The following is a 24,409-nucleotide window of genomic DNA, read 5'->3' on the forward strand; positions in this document are numbered from 1 at the left end:
CCGGGCGATTATACCGCCATCGTTTACGATACCTCTGGCTCTGGTTGCGACGCGCAAGTGCCCGTTTCCTTGGAAACTGCCACACCTGTGGTGTTTACCACTAGCAAGGAAGATGTTTCCTGTAATGGAGGAACGGACGGTTCCATTGAGGTACTCCTAGATGCTTCCAATGACAATCCGCCCTATACCTTTACCTTGGACGACGGTACCAATCCGCCTATCACCCAGAACAGCAGATTGTTCACGGGCTTGGCAGCGGGTACTTATACCATTACCGTTAGCTCGGATAGGGGTTGCTCCGATTTCCAAACCGTAACTATTGTAGCGCCAGATCCTGTAGGGGTAACTGCCAGTGCTACTAGTTTTACGTGTAATGCTACTAATAAGCCAGGGCAGGCAGTAATTACAGCTGCGGGAGCAGGGGGAACAGCTCCTTACACCTATAGTATAGATGGGGTGAACTTCTTTACCTCCAACACCTTTAATATTACTGACAATGGGTCTGATAGAACTATAACCGTGACCATCAAGGATGATAACGGGTGTACTGCAGCTACCACAGTGAACATTAGCACGCTTAATAAATTCACAACATTAATATCCAAAGATGCCAACATATCTTGTGTAGGACCAGAGGTAATAACCATTACTGCCAACGACAATGGCGATACAAACAATACGTATAGCTTCCAGTTATTACCTGTAGGCAATACCAATGCTACCCTTATTAGTACACCAACTTACAACAGTGCTACCTTTGAGTTGCATGCAGTAGGAGTTTACACCTTTAGGGTAACCGACACTTCTACGGGTTGTTATGAGGATACGGCAAATTATATGATTGCTCCTTACGATCGGATCAAGGTTAGCGCTACGGCTAGTACGCCAGTGACCTGTTTTGGAGATACGAATGGATCATTGGAAATTAATGTTACTGGCTATTCAGGGCCGTATAATTATACAGTTTATACTGCTGGAGGTGGAGCCACCCCAATTTTGGGATCGGCCACTACCGCTACCAATCCATTGACCATTACCGGTCTTACAGGAGGGAATTATTATGTAAAGGTTACGGAATTGGATGCCCCGGAATGTACGGAGGATTCCAACACGGTTCGTATAATATCCCCAGATAGGGCTCTTAGCGCGGTTGTAGATGCCATCGCCAACGTTACCTGCTCCAATGATCAGGGTGAAATCTTGGTAGATCCAAGTGGAGGGTACGCGCCTTACGATATAGTACTTACCAATACCACCACTTCAGAGGTATATGATGCAACTGATGTGAGGAGTATGGTTTTTGACGGACTTTCAGCCGGAGATTACACCGTAGAGATAACCGATGCCAATGGGTGTATCCTAAATGATACCATCAATTTGGTACGGCCGGCCCCAATCAGTTCCGATATTACTCCGTTAAGCACCACCTTGGTCTGTTATGGCGATAGTGATGGTGCCATAAGTGCTATCAATATGACGGGTGGAGAAGGGGTATACCAATATCAATTAAATGTATACGACCCCACGGGAACAGTGATCACCTTTACTTCGGGAGGACAGCTTAGTCCTGATTTCAACAACCTAAGTGCGGGTATTTATTCCATTACCGTATCGGATGGTTGGGAATGTGATTTTGAAACGGTACAGGTAAGCATTGTGGATCCTACGAACGTGTATGCTTCTCTAATAAGAACCAGTCCGTTGAGCTGTACTATGGATGCCCAATTGGAACTTACTGCATCGGGCGGTACAGGACCTTATCAATACAGTGAGGACGGTATCAATTATTTCCCGATGAGCGGCGGAAACACCCATACTTTCAATGTGGCTGCCGGGAGGTATAGCTATTATGTGATGGACGCCTTTGGATGTGGCTCTGTTTTATCCAACGAAATAAACGAAACCGCCATTGCACCATTGTCAGTTGCCCTGGATACCTCGGCAGCAATCATCAACTGTAACGGGGATAGTACGGCAAGCATCACTGCCAAGGCAGCTGGAGGGCTCGGAAACTATCGCTATGAGCTCTTTACCGATGCTAGCTTTACCAACAGGGTTGCTGCTCCGCAAACTTCTGGAAGGTTTAATAATCTTACTGTGGGTAGCTATTACGTAAGAGTTACCAGTGAGGATTGTGTAGTAGCGTCTAGTGCGATCAATATTACCGAACCTACGCCCTTGGTGGTCGATAGTAGTTATACGGATGTATCCTGTAACGGGGCCAATGATGGACGAATTTCCGTTCAGTTATCAGGAGGATCCGGAGGCTATCAGTATGCTATTTCACCAGATCTGGACAAATTTGATACGGTAAATACCTTTACCAATCTGGCACCTGGGGATTATAATGTAATAGCCCAGGATATTAATGGTTGTTTCGAATTTTTGAACTTTACCATTAATGAGCCTTCCCCGATTACAACCTCGGCCACAACAAGTCCGGAAATTTGTATTGGGGAGGAAGACGGGACAATATCCTTAAATATTACCGGAGGTACCGCTCCGTATAGCACCAGTATCAACTCCACCGCGGATGCCGACTTTGTACAGGATAGGACCGATTTTTCTGGATTGGCGGCAGGGACCTATGCCATATTTGTAAGGGATGCCCAGGGTTGTCAAATCAACTTGGCGGTTGTCGTAGATCCGGGAGTAAACCTAAAAGCAACCGTAACGCCCGTTTATGAATGTACGGGGAGTACACCTAATAATTCCCTGGAAGTAATCTTAGATGATCCCACAGTAGCATCAGAGGTGCTATATGCCTTGGACTCCACGGATCCAAATGATATGGTCTTGGAGCCTAACTTTAGAAACATAAGTCCGGGGGACCATTATTTGGCCATCAGTCATTCTAACGGATGTGTGGATACCATCGCGTTCACGATTGCAGATTTTGAACCGCTAGTACTGACGTTGGAGCAAAATAATATCAATGAAATTACGGCAATTGCCACCGGGGGCACGGAAGGATACACCTTCTATTTTGAAGATACGGATAATGGGGAGGACAATACCTTCTATATCAGGGAAACCGGCACCCATACCGTACGGGTAGTAGATGAAAGCGGATGCGAAAGTATTGCCCAGATTTACATGGAATTCATCGATATAGAAGTGCCCAATTTCTTTACCCCCGATGGAGATGGCAACAACGATAGATGGGCTCCTAAAAACATGGAAGGCTTCCCAAAAATACTAACTATCATCTTTGACCGTTATGGTAGGGAGGTTTACAGAATGGGCTTAAATGATGAAGGATGGGACGGACTCTATAAGAATTCGGAACTACCCACCGGGGACTATTGGTATGTAATAAAACTGAAGGGAGAGAATGACGATCGGGAATTTGTGGGGCATTTCACCCTGTATAGATAAAAATATATGTATGCTTACAATGCGCAAGATAACAGTGATCTTAATGGTATTAGGAACCGTGGCAGTACGGGGACAGGAATTAAATTCCCCCCAGCTTTCGCAATACCTGGCAGACAACCCCTTTGTACTGTCTCCCACCTATGCGGGAATTGGAGATCACGTTAAAATTAGGCTCAATGGATTGGCGCAATGGGTAGGTATTAAAAATGCGCCCAGAACCCAATCGCTGGCTGCCGATATGCGCTTGGGGGAAAAATCCGGGGTGGGACTGTTTTTATACAATGACTCCAACGGGTATACCAAGCAACAGGGAGCACGTATGTCCTTTGCCCACCACCTTACCTTGGATCGATATGAGGACGAATTTCTCTCCTTTGGACTCTCCTATAACTTTAACCAGTTTCGGTTGGATGTGGGTGAATTTACGGACGCTGGATTTGACCCAGGGGTGACCGATGATCGCTCTACATCTAACCACAACTTTGATGTAGGGGTGCTCTATCGGAAAAATGCCTTCTACCTAAGCCTAAATGCCTCCAACGTGATCAATAAGGATGTCTATATTTTTGATCCCATCTATGAGCCCAACAAACTGCGAAATTTCTATCTGTATTCCGGTTATCGATACAAGAAATCCAAGAATAGCAATATGGAAATAGAACCCTCCGTTTTGTATAAAATATTTGAGAGTGATGGTAGATCGGAAGCGGATATTAACCTAAAGTTCAGATTTTACGATTTTGAGGACTATTATTATGTGGGGGCTACCTATCGATTTTTAAACGACCAATTGGGTAGACCCTTGTATGTGGCCCCATTGGCCGGACTGAAAAAGAACAATCTCTATTTTGGGTATTCCTATCAGGTTATATTAAACGAAATACTGGGCTATAGTACCGGTACCCATGTGGTTACCATCGGGATGGACCTTTTCCAGGGAATCAGTAATTGTAGGTGTACGTATTGAGATGTAATGTGCAAATGGATTAATGTAGCAATGTACCGATGTAGCGATTGATTTGGAGATTTGTTGATTTTGGAATGGATCACGGCACTATAATAATGTACCGATTGATAAAATTTTATAGGGGCTGGTGACTTGCCTAAATTGTTTCCGCTACACTCCATTCCATCGTTTTTTCGATTTCAATTAGGGATGCTCCTTGAATTGCCACGACTTTTAAGTCGTGGGTAATAATAAAATACTAAAACCCCTTGGGGTACGCTGGGATTGATTTAGTTTTGCAGAAAACTAGGAAGCAGTGGGGAAAGTAAAGGTTAGTAATATAAGGGCTTATGCCCATCATGGCTGTTTAGGGGAAGAAACAATTATTGGAAGTGAATACCGCGTGGATGTGGTAGTTTGGGCCAACTTAGATTCGGCCGCCATCTCCGATGAACTGGTAGATACGGTAGATTATGTACATATAAACCACGTTGTTAAGGAAGAAATGACCATACCCTCTAAACTATTGGAGCATGTGGGAAAGCGAATCTTAGATCGCATCCTAGAAGAAATTAGCATGGTAAAGAAGGTGGAAGTGGCTGTCACCAAAATAAATCCGCCCATTGGCGGGGATGTGGAAGGAGTGACCATTGTACTGAAAAGAAAAAGATAGTTCCTTTAACTTTTTGATATTTAAAAAAAGTACTACCTTTGCACTCCTAAAGGGCATTGTGGCCGAGTGGCTAGGCAGAGCTCTGCAAAAGCTTGTACAGCGGTTCGAATCCGCTCGATGCCTCCAAAAAAGAACCCTCTAACATTAGAGGGTTTTTTTATTTCCGGATTTTTTTGGGTAGGCTGTGGCAGTAATGCTGGTCTTGTATGTTCGCTTACAATATAGATGTTAGCATTTTCTAGTGCGATATAAGTCCCGTAACATAGTACTATGATTAATGTAACCGTAATTAATCCCTCCGGTTTGCACTTTCAGGCAAACCACCTCCCTTTGAAAAAGGGAGGAGCTTAATTTTGTTTCCTTGGAAGTGGTCAACCTATATCAGGGACGTACACCATTGTTTATTGCTTATTGCTAATTGTTTACTGGAAAGCAGTTCACTGTAAAACTGTTCACTGGCCGCAGCCTACTACCATTACCCTTTTATTGTTATGAGGTTATCTTGTTAAGAAGTTATGGGGATATGGATGTTAGAAGCGATGTATGGCGTTTTAAAAGCGATCCAAGTTCATGTTCCTTAGTTAAGCTTTATACATAGTGGCACTTTCCAATTTAGTTAGGATCTCCGCTCCGCTTAACGAATATCAGCCAAATGCAATCCCCTGATTCGGGAGTAAGTCTATTTTAAGGTCGTTGACAATAGAACCTACTGGATCAGAATTAAGCTATTTTAGAGCAATAACTATATATCTCCTACCGCGACTGGCCACTGTTCACCGATTACTGAGGTCGCCCCGCCATTGTTAATTGTTAATTTTTCACTGTAAAACTGTTCACTGGCCGCAGCCTACTCCCATTACCCTTTTATTGTTATGAGGTTCTTGTTAAGAAGTTATGGGGATATAGGTGTTAGAAGCGATGTATGGCGTTTTAAAAGCGATCCAAGTTCATGTTCCTTAGTTAAGCTTTTTACATAGTGGCACTTTCCAATTTAATTAGGGTTTCCGCTCCGCTTAACGAATATCAGCTTAATTCAATCCCCTGATTCGGGAGCAAGTCTATGAACCTACTGGATCAGAACTAAGCTATTTTTGAGCAATAACTATATATCTCCTACTGCGAACTGTTTACTGTTCACCGATTACTGTTCACCGATTACTGTTCACCGATTACTGGGGTCGATTAGCCATTGTTAATTGCTAATTGTTCACTGTAAAACTGTTCACTGGCCGCAGCCTACTCCTATTACCCTTTTATTGTTATGAGGTTATCTTGTTAAGAAGTTATGGGGAAATAGATGTTAGAAGCGATGTATGGCGTTCTAAAAGCGATCCAAGTTCATGTTCCTTAGTTAAGCTTTATACATAGTGGCACTTTCCAATTTAATTAGGGTTTCCGCTCCGCTTAACGAATATCAGCTAAATGTAATCCCCTGATTCGTGAGCAAGTCTATTTTAAGGTCGTTGACAATAGAACCTAATGGATCAGAATTAAGCTGTTTTTGAGCAATAATTAGATGTCTCCTACTGCGACTGGCCACTGATCACCGATTACTGAGGTCGCCCCGCCATTGTTAATTGCTAATTGTTTACTGTAAAGCAGTTCACTGTAAAACTCCTCTCACTACTCAATACTCACTACTCAATACTCACTACTCAATACTCACTACTTAATACTACAAATCAAACCCCAGGTCCTTCCGGTAGTACATTTTGTCGAACTGAAGTTTTTCCATATTCTCATAGGATTTTTTGAGTGCTTCCTTAAAGTCGGACCCATAGGCAGTAACGGCTAGTACCCTTCCGCCATTGGTAAGTACCTTCCCGTCCTTAAGTTCGGTTCCAGCATGGAAGACTACTGCATCCTCTACAGCATCAAATCCAGTGATTTCCTTGCCCTTTTGGTAGGCTTCTGGATAACCTCCGGATACGGCCATCACCGTGGTAGCTGCACGCTCGTCTATTTCCAAGTTAATTTGGTCTAAGGTCCCGGCTGCAACGGCCTCAAAAACCTCTACCAAGTCGTTCTTAACCCTAGGGATAACCACTTCCGTCTCCGGATCTCCCATTCTAACATTGTATTCAATCACCTTAGGGTCGTCCCCTACCTTTATCAATCCGATAAACACAAACCCCTTATAAGGCAAATTATCCTTTTTAAAGCCCTCTACGGTAGGTTTAACGATTCGTTCAAGTACTTTATCCATGAATTCATTATCTGCGAAGGGAACGGGGGAAATGGCCCCCATACCGCCTGTATTCAATCCGGTATCACCCTCACCGATTCTTTTATAGTCTTTTGCTGTGGGTAGGACCTTAAAATTATCGCCATCGGTAAGTACAAAACAACTTAGCTCTATTCCGTCTAAAAATTCCTCAATAACCACGGTGGTACTGGCATTTCCAAATTTGGCATCCACCAACATGGTTTTCAGCTCGTCCTTGGCTTCTTGAAGTTCGTTCAATATCAGTACCCCTTTCCCCGCTGCCAAGCCATCGGCTTTCAATACATAGGGAGGGGTTAGGGTTTCCAAAAAGGCATATCCTTTTTCCAAGGTATCAGCGGTGAAACTTTCATAGGCCGCTGTCGGAATCTGGTGACGCATCATAAATTCCTTGGCAAACTCCTTGCTCCCTTCCAGGGTAGCCGCTTCTTTCTGCGGTCCGATTACCGGAATATGCTTTATGTCCTCATCCGCTAGGAAAAAATCGTGCACCCCTTTTACCAAGGGATCTTCGGGTCCAACGATAACCATATCAATATTTTCGGATAGCACCGATTTTTTGATGGCCTCAAAATCACTTACACCAATTGGTATATTAGTGGCTATGGCAGCGGTCCCTGCATTTCCGGGAGCTACGAAAAGTTGATTGAGTTTTGGACTTTGCTTTAATTTCCAGGCCAATGTATGTTCACGGCCACCAGCACCGAGGATAAGGATATTCATGTTTCAAAAATTTCTCCAAAAATACGGTTTGCTATGGAAATTGCACCTACTTGAAGGGAAAAATTGATTAAGGCCCTAGTTGTGTTGGGTTATGGAGTGATGTGGTTAAATAGTTAAAAAGCTAAAGTTGTTATAAGGTCCAAATGTTTTTAGTCAGTATTGAAAGGGTTTAGTTTATTTATCCCACCCTAGGCTTTATTTAATCCATAGGTTAGGGCTATTGGCTGCAGATTAATATTGACCGTGGTAAGAATAACAACTAGCGCTACTTCTCCCCCGAGTAGCTATCGAGATGGTGCGAAAACAGCACCTAATGTCGAAGGTCCATCTCCTAGGCATTGAAGCCAAATTGTGCATTTTTAAAGATTCCTCAGTATTAAATGCTTTGAGTAATGTCTTATACTTTCTCTTTTAGTTCGGATTTCGGCTACGCTCAATCCTCAGATGCACACATTTTATCATGGCTAACAATTTTTAAATACTGTTTTAGATAAGGAGTTACCGGTTATGATGTTATGTGTCCGTAGTTTAATAGTTGCCATTTCTGAAAAGCACTCCATTTGAAATAGAAACCATTGCTTATTGTTCACTGCAAGAGGTCTACTGTAAAACTACCCACTATTACCGCAAACATTGACTGGCCACTGTTCACCGATTACCGACTACTGAACCTCACTTCTTATTCCGGTCGGAGAAATCGCGATGTTCTGTTTTTCTGAGTTCTTCGTCGGTAAGGGTCTTAAAGTAGTCCCAGGTTCTTTTCATACCCTCTGCCCTACTGATTTTTGGTTCCCATCCCAGAATTTCCTTCGCCTTGGAAATATCGGGTTGCCGCTGCATGGGGTCGTCTTGGGGTAAGGGCTTATAGATTATCTTTTGGTCGGTTCCCGTTAGTTTTATGATTTCCTCGGCAAATTCCTTGATGGTTATTTCGTGCGGATTCCCAATATTCACCGGACCGGTATAATCGCTCATCAACAGCCTATAGATCCCTTCAATCTCATCATCCACAAAGCAGAAAGAGCGGGTTTGCGATCCATCCCCAAAAACGGTGAGGTCTTCCCCCCGTAAAGCCTGACCCATAAAAGCGGGGATTACCCGTCCGTCGTTCAGACGCATTCTAGGGCCATAGGTATTAAAGATTCGCACTATCCGTGTCTCAACCCCGTGAAACCGGTGATAGGCCATGGTAATGGATTCTTGGAAGCGTTTGGCCTCGTCATATACCCCACGTGGGCCAATAGTATTCACATTTCCGTAATATTCTTCCGTTTGCGGGTGCACCAAGGGGTCACCGTAAATCTCGGAAGTGGAAGCGATAAGGATTCGTGCATTCTTTTCCTTGGCCAGGCCCAATAGGTTATGGGTTCCCAAGGCACCTACTTTAAGGGTCTGAATGGGAATTTTTAGATAATCGATGGGACTGGCGGGAGAGGCAAAATGAAGGATATAATCCAATTTCCCAGGGACATGTACAAATTTGGTAACATCGTGGTGTTGAAACTCAAACTGCTCCAGTTTAAAGAGATGTTCAATATTCTTAAGATCACCAGTAATCAGATTATCCATGGCAATCACATAGAAGCCTTCTTTAATCAATCTATCGCAAAGGTGAGATCCCAAAAAACCTGCAGCACCCGTAACCAGAACTTTTTTCATCTATTGCTATTTATTTGTCAGATGTAATTATTCACCTGTCTATTAATTGTTTTTTATAGGAGATTCATGAATCTTCGATTTCGCCAATAATTGTTTAGGTTGGCTCATTTCATCATTTAATATTTTTGAGAGGATAGTACCATCCAAAATTAAACGGATTTTTCAGTTTAGGAAATATTTATGGTTTAATAACCAATATTGAGGGGTGAAGGGTGATGAGGTTTGGGTGAGGTATTAGTGCGAAGGCAACTGAAATTAGAATTATATTGAAAAGTATTGGGGTTGCAGGTTTAAGGTAACAATTGATCAATTTGATAATTTGGAAATGAGCCAATTTGGAAATGTAGCCTTAATCTAAATTTACTTCTAACATTTGGCTTCTAGATATTGCCAACTGGCTATTGTTATTTTTTCTAAATTTTAAATGTTACAATATAGCTAATGCCTTCTCCTTATTTTCAATTGTCATTTTTCTCTTCTCTTTATTCTTCTTTAATAAGCTTTCTCCTCTCCCGAAACCGCATTGATAACTGTTTGTATAATAATTTTTATATCTAAAAATAGGGACCAGTTCTCAATATAAAAGATATCGAATCGGGTTCTGTTTAAAATATCGTTATCCGTTTCAATTTCACCCCTATAACCCTTTACTTGAGCCAATCCGGTAATCCCGGGTTTTACAAAATGGCGCAGCATATACTTATCTACCCTAGTGGCAAATTCGTTGGTGTGCTTCACCATATGGGGTCTGGGGCCTACAACGGACATATTGCCAAAGAGCACATTGTAGAATTGCGGGAGTTCATCAATACTGGTCATTCTTAAAAATCTACCCACCTTAGTCACGCGCATATCGTTTTTTGAAGCCATTTGGCTGTCCGCATTCTCATTGGGTGCCATGGACCGGAATTTATAGCAATAGAAGTCCTTATTGTCTATTCCAGAGCGTTTTTGTCGAAAGTATATGGGGCCTTTGCTCTCCAATCGTATTATCAAGGCGATTAACGGCGCCAACCAAGAAAGGATGAATACAATCACGAACAACGAGAAAACTATGTCGAAAGCTCTTTTAAGGGCCGAATTCAACGGATTGTGAAGCGGGATATCGCGCAGCGATAGAATGGGAATATAATCGTAATACTCAAAGGTGAGTTTCTTGGAGAATATATTCTTATTGTCAGGTATAAATTTTAGGGTTTTCAGGTTATTGTCCGCAAAGTTGATGAATTCCGTTAATTGGCTATTTTTAAGCTCGGAGACAGAGCAATAGATCTCATCCACATTATTTTCTACGATATAGACAAAAGTATCGTGGATATTAAAGCTGGTTTCCGAAGGAGAAAATTGCTTCATAAAATGGTACCCAAATTCCCTGCGCTCCTTGAACACATCGATGAGTTGATCCGTCTTTTTATTTTTCCCGATTACCACTACGTTTCGCATATTCCCTTTCACCTTTTCACGGTATTTCATTAAAAGGACGTAGTTCAAGAACTTAATACTAAAGATGGCAATGGCTGTAAAAATAAAGTATTCTCCTAATGCCAAGCGGCTCATATTGGGTTGCTTAAAAAAGCCAATAAAAGCGTATAGGATTAAAAAGAAGAAGACAAACTGGTTAAACAGTAGCTTTAGAATATTGGTGACTTTGGTGTACCTGTAAACCCCATAAAAATTGTTTTTCACTGATAAAATTATCCACGCCAGGGTAAGGTACGAATGGAAAAGTATGGGATATTGAAAATTAATAGGTAGAAAATACGCAAATAGGTTGATCACCAATAAATCCACCGTATAGGATATGGGGGTAATAAGTCCGGCGAAACGGTATCTTTTGAATAGTATTGGCATTCTGCCCTAAAGTTAAATGGTAAAATGGGGACAAAGGTAAATTTTAAAATTGAAATAGGGTGGTAATTTTTAGAATTGAAGAACGTATAGACTATAATATTGATGGTAAGGCTGCTATCTTTTTTTTGCAAAATCGGAATAGCTTTCCTCAACGTAAGTTTTAATCTCTTTTTCGAACCTTTCTTTAGAAAACCTCTCGGCCTGTTGTCTAATTATTTCAGGTTCAAAATTTAAATTTTCAAAATGATTGACCGCTTCTTTTAATGAAATTGAAGATTGTTCTTGAAATAGGACTCCTGTTTTATTATGTAAGACTGTTTCTAAAAGGCCTCCTTTTCCGAAACCAATTACTGGTGTGCCACACGCCTGAGCCTCTACAGGTACGATGCCAAAATCCTCTTCCGCTGCAAAAACAAATGCCTTTGCTTGTTGCATGTACTTGCTCAAATCAGCATCGGAAATGAATCCGAGGAACTCAATATTTTCTTTTGCTAATTTGCTAATTTTTTCATAATCTGGACCAGTACCTGCGACTAGCAGTTTTTTATCCGGCATATCATTAAATGCCTGGACTATTAAATCTATTTTTTTATAAGGAACCATTCTGGAGGCTGTAAAATAATAATCTTCCTTCTTAGCCTCAAAAGAAAAGGCCGTTGTATCCACTGGTGGATAGATTACTTTAGCTTCTCTTCTGTAAACCTTCCTAATCCTTCTTGCGATATATTCCGAATTTGCTATAAAATGGTCTACCCGATTAGAAGAATTGATGTCCCAATTACGCATTTTATGTAATACATATTTGGCATAGATGCCCTTAATTCCTTTATCTAGACCAGCTTCCTTGAGATATTGATGATATAAATCCCAAGCATAGCGCATTGGAGAATGGCAATAACAAATATGTAATTGATCTTGGTGTGTAAGGACTCCTTTGGCAATAGATGCTGATGAACTAAGAATTAAATCGTACTCATTTAAATTAAACTGTTCTATTGCATATGGAAATAATTGTAAAAACTTTCTATGATTGGATTTTGCAGTTGGTAAGTTTTGTATGAAACTGGTATTTACTTTTTTACCATCTAAGATATAAGCTCTATCCTTTTTATTTAAAAAGTCCACAAGGCCATAATGTGTAAAATCTGACCAAGTGTTAGTAAAGGAATGGATCACCTTTTCCGCTCCACCATTAACGTAATACCAATCGTGTACTAATGCTTTTTTCATTTAAGATTTATATATTCATAAACTGAAGGAGATAACTTATCTAAGGTATTTTTTTTAAATCTCTAGTTAACACAACATTAGCTCCTATTATTGAATTATCGCCTACGATGATATTTCCTAATAATTTGGAACCTGCACCCAAAACTACATTTTGTCCAATAGTAGGAAACCCATCTTGAATTCCTGAACCTTTAATTCCAAGAGTAACTTGATGGTATACTTTTGTGCCCCTTGAATTTTTAGCGCCACTTCCAATTACTGTGCCAACTCCGTGAATTATTATTACCCCACCTTCGATATCACATTTATAATCTATGTCTACCCCATAGACAACCTGAATAAATATTGTTAGTATCATCGGGAGGGGTATCTTAATTTTCCATAAAACATGACTTACTCTTTAAAAGAAAAGGGAATGAAATCCTCTGTTTGATACAATCGTCATTAAATAAGGTATGTTGTACTCTTTATTTAATGCCTCGATATTTTCTTTACAATATTGAAAAAAGCTCATTTTTTAAACTTTTTAATAATGCCAACTAGCAGATCAGCACTTGTTTTCCAAGAATACTTTAACGCCAATTTATTTCTATGTTTATTAACCATATTTTCATTTTCTAGACCATTCAGAATACCATTTTTAATAGACAAAGGCGATTTTGGATCAAAGTAAATTGCATTGTCACCACATACCTCCTTAAATACAGGAATATCTGAAACACAAACTGGGGTTTTCTGACTTAAAGCTTCTATTATTGGGATTCCAAAACCTTCATATAAACTCGGGAAAACAAATAATTTTGCAAACCTATAATAATTTACCAATTCTGCATCCGAAATATCAGCTAGAAACCGAATCCGATTATTGGTGACTTCATTTATCGATTTATTTGCAAAATGCTCATTAACGTTTCCTATTATATATAAATACAGATCGTTGTCATCGATTAACACAAAAGCCTCGATAAGTCTTTCAAAATTCTTTCTAGGGTGGTGTGATGAAACCGTAAGTAGATAGTTGTTTTTTAATAGATTATTATTTGAAAACTCTAGGCTTTGATCCTTGAAAAAAATAGGTGCCACAGCATTATATACAACAGAAACTTTATTTTCTGATATAAGTAACTCCTTAACAATTTCTTTTTTTGAAGTTTCACTAACTGTTATTATATGTAATGATGTTTTTGCTATTCTTGGTATCAAGAAATTATATGCCGTTGAGAATGTTTTTGAAAACCATTCTGGGTGTATTTTAAAACATAAATCATGGATAGTTACTATTTGTTTTTTAATAAATAAGGGAGCAGTATTGCAAAAGGAAATGAGTAAGGCATTTTTTCTAAGTACATATTTTTGAAGTGTAATTTGTTCCCAAAGGTGACCTTTAAAACCGCCGATATATTTAACGTCAAGTTCTTCTGCTAATTCATGATGAATAATATTTTTTGGTGCGACAAAGACTACAGGAAGGCCGCTTTTATTCAATTCTTTCGAAATTTCTATAGCAAAACGCTGCACACCCGATATGGGTTGAGTAAGGAACCTGGCATTAATCACTATCATGTGCAACTAAATTTTTATAAAATAATAGGCTGTTAAACAGGGTAAACAAAACAATACCTGTATTCCTACTTAAAATGTTTTCTGTCAAAAACGCTACAAAGAAGAATAATAGAAACATTCCATATTCTTGATCCTTAAATAATACTGCTTTTTGAATATAAATAATATAACTACATAATATTAAAATAAAACCTAAGACACCGAAACTAAGCCAAAAGTGAAAATATTGATTATGAGAATTGTAACTAGTAATTTGGTAAGCATCAGTGTTAAATGATTCAATATAACATTGGTCCAGCGCATGTTGAACATCTCCCCCAAAACCCATAATGGGTGTTGTTTTCATAAGCTGAAAGGAACATTTGTAAATCCCCATCCTTAAATTAAAAGAATTATGATGAATTCCTTCAGGATAAAGGTTTTTTGTGTTTGTTATTTCATCCAATCTACTCTTTAACGGCGTTAAATATACGATAAACACACTAGATAGTAAGAAAATGGCAATTACAGCTAATGCTTTAAGCTTGTTTTTAATATTTGTATATAATATAACAATAAAAACAAGAAATAACGCTAATATAGGTCCCCGGCTACTTGCTAGTAAAATCCCTGCTAACAGGATGATGGTTATAATTATGTTTATCCATTCTTGTTTAAATTTATTATAATACAAAAGTAATAAAGCTGTCCCTGTTAACAGTGTAAAATAAATCGGATGCTCGTTAAGTAAGGGAATTTTATCAAATAATGACCTTAATTTAATTGTAGATTGATAATTTGAGATAAGTAATAAGTCAGAAGGAATAGATTGACAAAAAATATAAGCTAGCATTATAATACCATATACTGTACTACTAATAATATAGGTTTGTATAAATATTCGTATTTGATTCTTTGAATTTATGGGTCTTAAAAAAAATATAGTACCTGGAATTATTACAAATGACAATCCTTTTTCTAATATTGAAATACCATTTTTCAGATCCTCCGTCCATATCAATGACAGAATTAGCAATGGAAAAGGTAATGAATACCAGAACAATATTCTGAAATACTTCTTATTATCACCAAAGAAGTTTTGATTATCATTCTTTTTGTATAAGATAATACTTCCTATAACAAAAAGGGCCGTTGCTATTGAGACCATCGCCAAACTTAACATAGGTAATAGCGCTAATACTAGAAAATTATACCGTTTAAAAAATACTTTAAATCCCATATAATGTATGCTCAAGATTGTTTGTTGGAGTTATGATAAAAAATGGCATATGGAATTGCTAAATACACCCAGAGAAATAACATAATAAAAGAAGGAAATGCATTTAATGAAAGGTACATAGCCAATAGACCTCCGGTTAGTATATTATTTTTAATTTTTAGTGCAGTCCAAAGGGTCATTGCTAAGAACATTATAAAAAACAAAAATCCTATGATCCCATACTCTGCCCAAACCTCTAGGTATACATTGTTAGGAATAGCTCTTAAATTTGTTCTTTTGAAATATTGGCGTGACCAGTCACTATGATTTTTAACGGTCGAATAGATATTGTTATATTGATCATAGTGTAATCCATAATTATATGGGCCTACACCCCATATAGGATTATTTAGCCCAGCATGGAACGCAATATCTCCTGTAAGATATCTATCAACTTTTGACATATTTGATTTCGTAAGGGTACTTAACGGTGTAAATAACTTGGCATGCACATATTTTTGATAAAATTCAGATTTAGAGAATGCAAAAGTGGAAATCAAAATAAAAGGAAGAAGAAGTAGGAAGATTTTTAAAACCCTTTTTCTAAATATTAGACTTTTAAAATAGAAAGCTAAAAATAATATTGCGCTTACTATAGAAATTGTAGAAAAAGTTGTGACTATAGAGATTATTAAAAAGATTCCCGTTCGTGTTTTATTTAGGTAAAAAGCAATGGTACTAGATAATAAAAGGAATAATCCAAAATAATTTCCTTCTTTAAAGGTTCCTGAACGTACAATTCCGAATAACGTTTGGGGATTTTCGTCCATTCCAAAAAGTGTCAAATATGGAAGGTTTAAAGCTGATGAAATAAAAAGATACCACCCGTAAATTGCTGCCAATAAGGCCCCCTTTAGCCAAAAATTGAGACTTTGTTTTTTATTCTTGCCAATAAAGAAAATTGAAATAATAAATGCAATAACATTTAGGTAAATATAGACCAACCTTAAAAAACTATCAGGTATCCTCCCTATTCTTGAAGGAATAGCCTTAGGTGGATAATCGTAAGTCCAAAAAGCATTAACCATGAAAGAAAGGGTTGCAATGGCTAAGAAGATTAATAATACCTGCGTTTCCCTTAGAATTTTAAAATAGTTGGTCTCCCATTTGAGTTGGATGAATAAAACTATCAAGATAAGTAATAGTAATTCTGATATTTTTAGAGGGAAAAAAACGTTTATCGTTAATGCCTGTGTAAAAGGCAGAAAAAATAAAAAAACATTAAAAATGGTCTGAATTTTTAACTTCAAAATTTACTGAATTATAACTGATCCTCAAATTGTTTTATTTTGTTTTCTACCCTGAACCTGTGAATGGCATCGGTTCTAATTTCAAGATTGTTGAATTTTGTTTTGAAAAATCGGTTGAATTTAGATTCAAAATCTCCTTTCTGAAATGAAAAAATATCCCCATTAAATCCAGGTTTAATTATTTCATCAATTCCTCCTAAACAATTATTGGCCAATACAGGTGTACCACAAACCAAAGACTCCAGAACTACGTTTGGGAAACCTTCAAACCTAGAGCTCAAAATAAGGGCATCTGCCATTTGCAAGTATTTATATGGATTTCCAACATTTCCTTTAAAACAAATATTGTCTTGTATATCATACTTTACTACCATTTTTTCTAATGACTCCCTTTCCTCCCCTTCTCCCAAAAAAGTTAAATAAAAGTTCTTCTCACTAAGCTTTGCCATTTGATGTATTAATATATCGAATCCTTTTTGATATGTCAACCTACCTACGGCCAAAAGATTGATTTTGTATTTTGATAGAGTTATATGATTATCTATACTCAATTTGTGATCTACATAAGAAACATCAACAGGATTGTTGATTTTCACTAATTTGGTTTCTGATATTTTGAAATTCTTATGCAAGTCATTGAACATATCATCTGATTGCACAATTATACGGTCAAAATTCTTATAAAAATACTTGTAAAATAATCTAATAATCAAGTATTTTTCAAAGATACTTGGGATATTTGATTCCCTAGCTATTTTTTTTATATGTTGTGGAAACAAAAACAAGAAGGGGGATATAAGAGCATTTATCTGACCTGAACCAAAAAACAGGACATCAGGTTTTTTTTGTCTGGAAAGTATTAGCATCCTATAGATTAAAAGAGGAAATGATACTCTAATTGGCAGTTTTATTTCTAAGTTATGAACAATTACATCTTCCCATAAGTCTTTAAGAAATACATTTGATCCATCTTTTTTTAAAATTACCAAATGTGGTTCAAATTTGCTCCTGTCTAAATTGTTAAGCAGTATTGATATAATTCTTTCACCTCCCCCGCCACCCAAATTTGGCATTATAAAAAATACTTTTTTCATGCTTTTGTTTTCTATAATTGTATTAAGTTTCCTAGCTTTAAGTCCCAAATAGAAGGTATAATAGGTCTGAAACCAGAATCATGATGAAAAGTTAACTCTCCAAAAAAAATGTCATTATTAATTAAATAAAGATCTACTCTAACATATTTAAAATCTTCTGAAAGTTTATTGGCTATCTTAATCATTTTCATTAAATTAGGAGGTGGTGGTATTTGTATTTTGCTAGGTAATGTTTCTTTACCTACTTGGTTAATAGATGACCAATAGAATTCAGCAATATTCCAGTTTTTATCATACCAGTTTCTAGTGTGCTTTTCCGTGCCTCTATGACGATCTATTGAGATAAACTCTACTTTCCCATTAAAGCAATGAAATTTATAATCGTCTGGAGATCCACCGGTTTTTGAAATCAATAATTTCTCAAGGAAGATCTTAGGTTCTATATTTTTATACTGCCATTCTTTTGTTTTGTTGTAAAAGTTGTTCTTTAACGCTTTTACGAAATAGCTTCTAATGAAAGACCAGTCTACATTGTTTTTGTCTTTAATTATTTTATAGGAGCCACTATCGTGATTTGTCTTAATTATAAAGGGCTCATTTGGGACGTTGTTAGTGTTAAGGTCATTGATATTCTCAATTTGCTTATAAATCGGGATTAAAATTTCTTTTCCAACTTTAATAGTCACATAATCCCTTACGGCTATTTTATCTGCACAAATTGTTTGTAATTTAGTTCGCTCTTTTAACTTTAACCATTGAATTTTTTCATTTAAAGTTCTAGGATTATTCAAATCTAAATCATATCCAAAATTTCGTTTAAACTCAATTTTCGTAAAATATTCATCTGTAATTAAATTGTATCTATAAAAATCATAAAGATTTTTTACTGGACCTAAAAAGAATTCGATACACTTATTATTATAGTATGCCTCTTTTAATTTCTGTCTTAAACTCATATTAATCATGTAATGTTTTTAATAAAACATCAAATTTTTCATTTGTTTTTTCGTGAGAAAATTCTTGGTTAAACAATTTGATTGAATTACTAGAAAATAAATCTATTTTGCTAGAAGAATTTTTTAAATCTAAGATGGCTTTTGCTAATTCTAAATAATCAAATGGACGAATAGAGATTCCATTATAGTTATTGAATATCATGTCTCGCATTCCTCCATCAGAGGTAAATATAAAAGCTTTACCTTTTGCTAAAGCTTCAGTGGCAAACATGGACATACCTTCATATCGGGAAGGCATTAGGATAACATCTGAGCGGTCCAATTCTAGTTGTACTTTATCATTTGAGATAGATGTTAAAAGTTTTGTCTTTATATATTTTAATTTGGATAAATGTTTTTTAAATTCATTTGATAAATCACCATTACCAATAAAAGTACATTCTATATCAGCTAAATCACGTGGAGAGTAAATAGTTTCCAAATAGTAAAATGCTTGTAAAGTATCTTGAAATCCTTTTTGAAAATATCCTTGTTTGTCCATTCTTCCTAGTTGCATCAATTTCAACTTATTATTTCTTTTTGTTGAATTGTTGACCTTAACTTTTGGGAGCGAATTTGGTATTATAAAGAATTTTATTTCGTTATCTTGTTTTAATGAGAAATAAGTCTTTAAATAATCTATATAATGGTAGGTTGTAACTGAAATGTTTTTTGTCTTTAGTAAGAGCTTCATTAAATCCCGTCTTAACTTCTCTCCTGTCCATATAGCCACTTCTGGAAGTGCTCCATGTATCCTAGTAACTGTAGGGGTGTACTTATACTTTTTGTGTAAAAAAAAGCTTAAATAACTCAATAATACGGACTCTACGAAAAACAATGAATTTTTCTCATCTACATTTAATTGTTTAATCCAAAATCTCAAGTATAGATTAATAATTATAGAACCTATATGTGGTCCTAAGTATTTTACTAACCTCTCACACCATATATACTTATCGAAATAGATGTATCTGATTTTGGAATGAATTAATGGTGGATTGTCTTCAGGAGATATAACATATAGTTGTTCAATTCTTTCATTATCTAATATTGATAAACAAAAATTTTTGAAAGCAATTGAAAAACCTGTTTCCTTAGGTAAAAATGCAGGTACGAAATAAAATATTGTCATTTATAATTTTTTTACGGTTTCTAATGCTGCATCAATAACATTGTGCATATCATAGTATTTATAATCGGCTAGCCTACCACCAAAAATGTATTTAGATTGCTTGTTTGCCAAATTTTTATATTTCTCGTAGAGGGCTTGGTTCTTGTCGTCATTTATAGGATAATAAGGTTCATTGTCTTTTGAAAATTCATGTGGATATTCTCTAGTTATGATAGTGTTATCCTGAGTGCCGAATTCAAAATGTTTGTGTTCTATAATCCTAGTAAATGGAACTTTCTTATCAGTGTAATTTATCACAGCATTCCCCTGATAATTGGGTGTGTTAAGCTGTTCATGTTCAAAATGCAAACTTCTATATTCTAATTTCCCAAATTGATAATTAAAGAACTCATCAATTTTACCTGTAAAAACAGTCTTTTCAGCTAAGGCATCTAATTCTTCTTTTTCCTTAAAATAATTCACCCCAGTTCTCACTTCTACCCCTTCTAGCATACCCTCTATTAATTTGTTATACCCGCCAATAGGTATACCTTGGTAAGTATCATTGAAATAATTATTATCAAAATTAAAACGAAACGGAAGCCTCCTAATTATAAAAGCAGGGATTTCGGTAGCTGGCCTACCCCATTGTTTTTCAGTGTATCCTTTAATAAGCTTTTCATAGATATCTTTTCCTCCTAATACCAAAGCCTGCTCTTCTAAATTTTTAGGTTCTTTGATATACGAATAGGCTGCCCTTTGCTCATCAATTTTGGCCTTTGCTTCTTCTGGAGTTTTAACGCCCCACAACTGATAAAAAGTGTTCATATTAAAAGGTAAATTGTACAATTTGCCTTCAAATTCTGCAATGGGAGAATTCGTGTACCGGTTAAATTCTACAAAAGAATTTACATAATCCCATATCTCTTTATTGCTTGTATGGAATATATGGGCGCCGTATTTATGTACATTAATTCCATTTATTTCCTCACAATAAATATTTCCACCTTTGTGTTCTCGTTTATCTATAACCAAACATTTTTTCCCTTTTTTGGTCATCTCGTGTGCAAACACACTTCCAAAAAGTCCTGCGCCAACTATTAAATAATCATATTTCTTTTCTTCCATAAATTATACTTTAAAACGTGATGAAACATATATAAGGTCACATACAACTCCGTTAATACTGTTATTGTTGATATCAGCTCTATAGACATATCTATGAATGTCCATGTTACTCCTACTAAGAGTAAATACACTAATCCAGACATCAAAATTACCTTACTAAACGCTTTGTTGTAGCCGAATGGGATAAGCAATTGTACACCAAAAACATTGCTCATAGCCACAATTGGTGCCGTTAATCCCAAGATAATAACTATCGGGATGGCGGGAGTCATATCAATTCCTCCTAACAATAGCACCAAGGGTTTAACAAATATCAACATAATTAAGAACAAAGTTACATTGAACAATACAGATATCTTGAACACCCGTCTAACGAATAAAACATCTTTATCTTTACTTATTTTGGGAAATAATGCTTGACCCAAAATTCCCTGCGGGGTCTTTAAAACGGTAACCATTTTTTCCGCGAGATCATAATAGGCTACTTCTTGTAATCCTAACAAACTCCCGATAATTACCTTATTACTGTTTACATAAATTTTAATGGAGACTTGAGATACAAAAATTGGTGCTGATTCTTTTAAATAATAGGATAGGGTTTTTAATTTCGGAAATTTAAATTTTATTTGATGTTTGAAAAATACAATATATAAAGAAATTACACCTGATATTAATGCTCCGATACCGTTAATAATAGGATAAAAAAGGAAGTCGTTTTCATTTTGTATGAGAATAAAAATAAGTGCCACAAATATTAATCTACTCAACAATGTAATGAAAGTAATAAACTTCATTTTTTCTATTCCTTGAAAATACCACAAAGGGAAAATCCATTCGTACCAACAGATCCAAAAGGTTAAATAAAACAATGAATTATATCCTTTGGCTATTTCTGTCAATTCCGCCGCTATTAATAGCACAATAAAAGATGCAATTAGCAATACGCCTTTTATTATGTAAATACTACTTACAATTTCAGAAAGTTTTTCTTTATCATCCCTATGAACACTCACTTCTTTGGTGGCAGACATATTGAATCCAAAACTCACTAAAATCATGAAATAACTAATTATTGCTTGAGCAAAAATCACCAAACCGTAGGCTTCTTTTCCAAGAACCCTAATCAGATACGGGTATGTTAATAATGGTAAGGCAAGATTGAAAACTTGCATGGCGGAAAGATAGGAGAAATTGGATAAGACCGACTTATTGGCCTTAAGAATTTTCTTTACTTTTTCAATCATAGAAATATTAATATTGCCACTTATGGTAAATATTTAAGTCAATCTTCTTATGGAGTTATTGGCAGTTGTAATATTCCTTATACCAAGTGACAAAATAATTTAATCCAGATTTTAAATCTAATTTTGGTTTATATCCTATTTTGCCTTCTAATTTAGTGGTATCGGCGTATGTAACCTTTACATCCCCTGGTTGCATTGGCAACATTTCCTTCAACGCCACTAACCCCAATGCTTTTTCCATACACTCTATAAATTCCATTAAATCTATAGGGGTTGAGTTTCCAATATTAAATACATCGTAAGGTGGTTTCTTATCATTATTGTATCCTACGGCTTTAACAATTCCTTCGACGATATCGTCAATATATGTAAAATCTCGACGCATTTCACCTTTGTTAAAAACCTTAATAGCTCTACCGTTAACAATAGCATCAGCAAAGAGCATTGGTGCCATATCCGGTCTTCCCCAAGGACCGTATACTGTGAAAAAGCGTAAGCCGGTAGTTTGTATATTGTATAAATGGCTATATGTAAAAGCCATTAATTCATTACTCTTTTTTGTAGCCGCATACAAGCTTACTGGGTGGTCTACATTATCTTCTTCCGAAAAAGGAATCTTTTTATTGTGTCCATAGACAGATGAACTAGAGGCATAAACCAAATGTTTTATTTGATTATGCCTACAGCATTCCAGGATATTTAAAAATCCTATTAAATTGGATTGAACATAAGAATGTGGATTTTCGATGGAATAACGTACTCCTGCTTGAGCAGCGAGATTTATTACATGAGTGAATTTCTCCCCTACGAATAATTTATTTAATGATTGGTAGTCTGTAATATCAATTTTCGCAAACTTATAGGACTCATATTTTTCACTTTTCACTAATAACCCTTCTATTATCAATTCCTTTTGTATCCCAGATTCTTTTAATCTTGCATATTTAAGATTTACATCGTAATAGTCGTTAATGTTATCTATTCCAACCACCTCTATTCCCTGCTTGGAATAGGCTTCAGCTACATAATACCCTATAAATCCGGCGGCTCCTGTTACTAATATTTTTTGCATGGACTAATCTCTATTTCTTTGATACACCTCCTTTACTTTCTGAGATGCTCCTTTAGGCAATAACAATATAGTGTCATGGGTTTCAACTAAAATAAGATTGTCAAGATCGATTCCTACCACTTTTTTTGTGCTGATGGCATGGCTATTTTGTACGTTGACTCCCTCTATTTTTTGAATAGCAGAACAATTATCTTCATCCTGATTTGTTAAATAATCCACTAGGGAGTCAAAGGTGCCCAGATCATTCCACTGAAAATTAGACGGAACCGTTTTAATTTTTTTACTCTTTTCAAAAACTGCATAATCTACGCTTTCCTCGGGTATAGCTTCCATAGTACTTACCGTTACTCCCTTATTGTAGGCTTCCAAGGATTTTTGATAGATTTCTAGGCTATATTTTTTTATTTCCTTTAAGAAAACACCTGCTTTAAAACAGAACATACCACTATTCCAATAGAAGTTCCCGCTTTCTACAAAAGCCTTTGCTGTTTTGGCATCTGGCTTTTCACGGAAACTAAGTACATCTTCATCCTTAAATTCTATATAACCATAGCCTGTTTCGGGATATTCTGGTTTAATGGAAAAAGTGACTAGATAGTTTTCTTTTGCCAAGGCAATAGCACGCTTTACGCATTGCTCATAGATTTCTTGGTTAGCCGTCATATGGTCGCTAGGAGTAACAAATAGAATATCGTCTTCCTCTACTGCTAAAGCTGCCAAAGTAATGGCGGGAGCTGTATTTCGTGGTAAAGGTTCCAATACTTTTTCATCAAAGTTTTTTTGTAACTCTTGAATTTGCTCCAAGGCCATCTTATAATGGTTTTCATTGGTAAGAATCATACAAGCATCCACTAACGAATCATTTCTCAATATAGTATGTTGAAATAATGATTTCCCTTCAAATAATTTTAAAAATTGTTTGGGATGTTCTGGTCTCGAAAGAGGCCATAATCGCGTTCCAAACCCACCACTTAATATCACATTAACAATCTTTCCCATGCTTATTTTTA

Annotated in this window: 18 protein-coding genes and 1 tRNA gene; 4 read left to right on the plus strand and 15 right to left on the minus strand. The window is 36.5% G+C overall.

Going from position 1 to position 24,409, the window contains the following annotated elements; translation table 11 throughout:
* The 4 genes from BV214_RS03840 to BV214_RS03855 form a co-directional block, all read left to right on the plus strand.
* Window positions 1-3,378, plus strand: a 3,378-nt coding sequence (locus tag BV214_RS03840; protein WP_140157713.1) for a T9SS type B sorting domain-containing protein, incomplete at its 5' end; no start/stop codon positions are given.
* A 19-nt stretch (window positions 3,379-3,397) separates the two neighbouring features.
* On the plus strand, window positions 3,398-4,345 hold the full coding sequence (locus BV214_RS03845) for a PorP/SprF family type IX secretion system membrane protein (protein WP_086476173.1): 948 nt from the start codon (window positions 3,398-3,400) through the stop codon (window positions 4,343-4,345).
* A gap of 295 nt (window positions 4,346-4,640) precedes the next feature.
* Window positions 4,641-4,997: a dihydroneopterin aldolase gene (gene folB / locus BV214_RS03850; protein WP_086476174.1), complete on the plus strand. Its 357-nt coding sequence runs from the start codon at window positions 4,641-4,643 to the stop codon at window positions 4,995-4,997.
* Between the two features lie 52 nt (window positions 4,998-5,049).
* Window positions 5,050-5,123: transfer RNA gene (locus BV214_RS03855), tRNA-Cys, on the plus strand.
* A gap of 1,549 nt (window positions 5,124-6,672) precedes the next feature.
* On the opposite strand, the gene purD is transcribed toward BV214_RS03855, so the two are convergent.
* The 15 genes from purD to BV214_RS03930 all read right to left on the minus strand — a co-directional run bounded on the left by purD (window position 6,673) and on the right by BV214_RS03930 (window position 24,398).
* Window positions 6,673-7,944: a phosphoribosylamine--glycine ligase gene (purD, locus tag BV214_RS03860; protein WP_086476175.1), complete on the minus strand. Its 1,272-nt coding sequence runs from the start codon at window positions 7,942-7,944 to the stop codon at window positions 6,673-6,675.
* A gap of 672 nt (window positions 7,945-8,616) precedes the next feature.
* A complete protein-coding gene (locus BV214_RS03865; RefSeq protein ID WP_086476176.1) occupies window positions 8,617-9,603 on the minus strand; it encodes a UDP-glucuronic acid decarboxylase family protein in 987 nt (328 codons plus the stop codon).
* 492 nt (window positions 9,604-10,095) lie between these two features.
* Window positions 10,096-11,448, minus strand: coding sequence for an undecaprenyl-phosphate glucose phosphotransferase (locus BV214_RS03870; protein WP_394334911.1), 1,353 nt, complete (start codon window positions 11,446-11,448; stop codon window positions 10,096-10,098).
* Window positions 11,449-11,568: 120 nt separating this feature from the next.
* Window positions 11,569-12,684: a glycosyltransferase family 4 protein gene (locus tag BV214_RS03875; protein WP_086476178.1), complete on the minus strand. Its 1,116-nt coding sequence runs from the start codon at window positions 12,682-12,684 to the stop codon at window positions 11,569-11,571.
* A gap of 40 nt (window positions 12,685-12,724) precedes the next feature.
* Complete coding sequence (locus BV214_RS03880) at window positions 12,725-13,042, minus strand: serine O-acetyltransferase (protein ID WP_086476179.1); 318 nt, start codon at window positions 13,040-13,042, stop codon at window positions 12,725-12,727.
* 152 nt (window positions 13,043-13,194) lie between these two features.
* Window positions 13,195-14,247 carry a glycosyltransferase family 4 protein gene (locus tag BV214_RS03885; protein ID WP_086476180.1) on the minus strand — a complete coding sequence of 351 codons (1,053 nt, stop codon included), beginning with the start codon at window positions 14,245-14,247 and terminating at the stop codon, window positions 13,195-13,197.
* Complete coding sequence (locus tag BV214_RS03890) at window positions 14,234-15,466, minus strand: O-antigen ligase family protein (RefSeq protein WP_086476181.1); 1,233 nt, start codon at window positions 15,464-15,466, stop codon at window positions 14,234-14,236. The genes BV214_RS03885 and BV214_RS03890 overlap by 14 nt, the downstream gene beginning before the upstream one ends.
* A gap of 11 nt (window positions 15,467-15,477) precedes the next feature.
* Window positions 15,478-16,755 carry an O-antigen ligase family protein gene (locus BV214_RS03895; protein ID WP_086476182.1) on the minus strand — a complete coding sequence of 426 codons (1,278 nt, stop codon included), beginning with the start codon at window positions 16,753-16,755 and terminating at the stop codon, window positions 15,478-15,480.
* Between the two features lie 11 nt (window positions 16,756-16,766).
* The gene (locus BV214_RS03900) at window positions 16,767-17,849 is read right to left on the minus strand and encodes a glycosyltransferase (protein ID WP_086476183.1); all 1,083 of its coding nucleotides are present in this window, start codon (window positions 17,847-17,849) and stop codon (window positions 16,767-16,769) included.
* A gap of 11 nt (window positions 17,850-17,860) precedes the next feature.
* A complete protein-coding gene (locus BV214_RS03905) occupies window positions 17,861-18,805 on the minus strand; it encodes an ATP-grasp fold amidoligase family protein (RefSeq protein ID WP_176328450.1) in 945 nt (314 codons plus the stop codon).
* A gap of 1 nt (window position 18,806) precedes the next feature.
* Window positions 18,807-19,976 carry a glycosyltransferase family 4 protein gene (locus tag BV214_RS03910; RefSeq protein ID WP_086476185.1) on the minus strand — a complete coding sequence of 390 codons (1,170 nt, stop codon included), beginning with the start codon at window positions 19,974-19,976 and terminating at the stop codon, window positions 18,807-18,809.
* Complete coding sequence (gene glf, locus BV214_RS03915) at window positions 19,977-21,083, minus strand: UDP-galactopyranose mutase (RefSeq protein ID WP_086476186.1); 1,107 nt, start codon at window positions 21,081-21,083, stop codon at window positions 19,977-19,979.
* Complete coding sequence (locus tag BV214_RS03920) at window positions 21,056-22,327, minus strand: flippase (RefSeq protein ID WP_086476187.1); 1,272 nt, start codon at window positions 22,325-22,327, stop codon at window positions 21,056-21,058. The genes glf and BV214_RS03920 overlap by 28 nt, the downstream gene beginning before the upstream one ends.
* Before the next feature lie 55 nt (window positions 22,328-22,382).
* Window positions 22,383-23,399 (minus strand): NAD-dependent epimerase, encoded by a 1,017-nt coding sequence (locus tag BV214_RS03925; RefSeq protein WP_086476188.1) that lies wholly within the window; start codon window positions 23,397-23,399, stop codon window positions 22,383-22,385.
* A gap of 3 nt (window positions 23,400-23,402) precedes the next feature.
* On the minus strand, window positions 23,403-24,398 hold the full coding sequence (locus BV214_RS03930; RefSeq protein ID WP_086476189.1) for a mannose-1-phosphate guanylyltransferase: 996 nt from the start codon (window positions 24,396-24,398) through the stop codon (window positions 23,403-23,405).
* Window positions 24,399-24,409 lie beyond the last annotated feature (11 nt).

Origin of the sequence: Arenibacter amylolyticus (assembly GCF_002150785.1) — a bacterium.
Classification (GTDB): Bacteria; Bacteroidota; Bacteroidia; order Flavobacteriales; family Flavobacteriaceae; genus Arenibacter; species Arenibacter amylolyticus.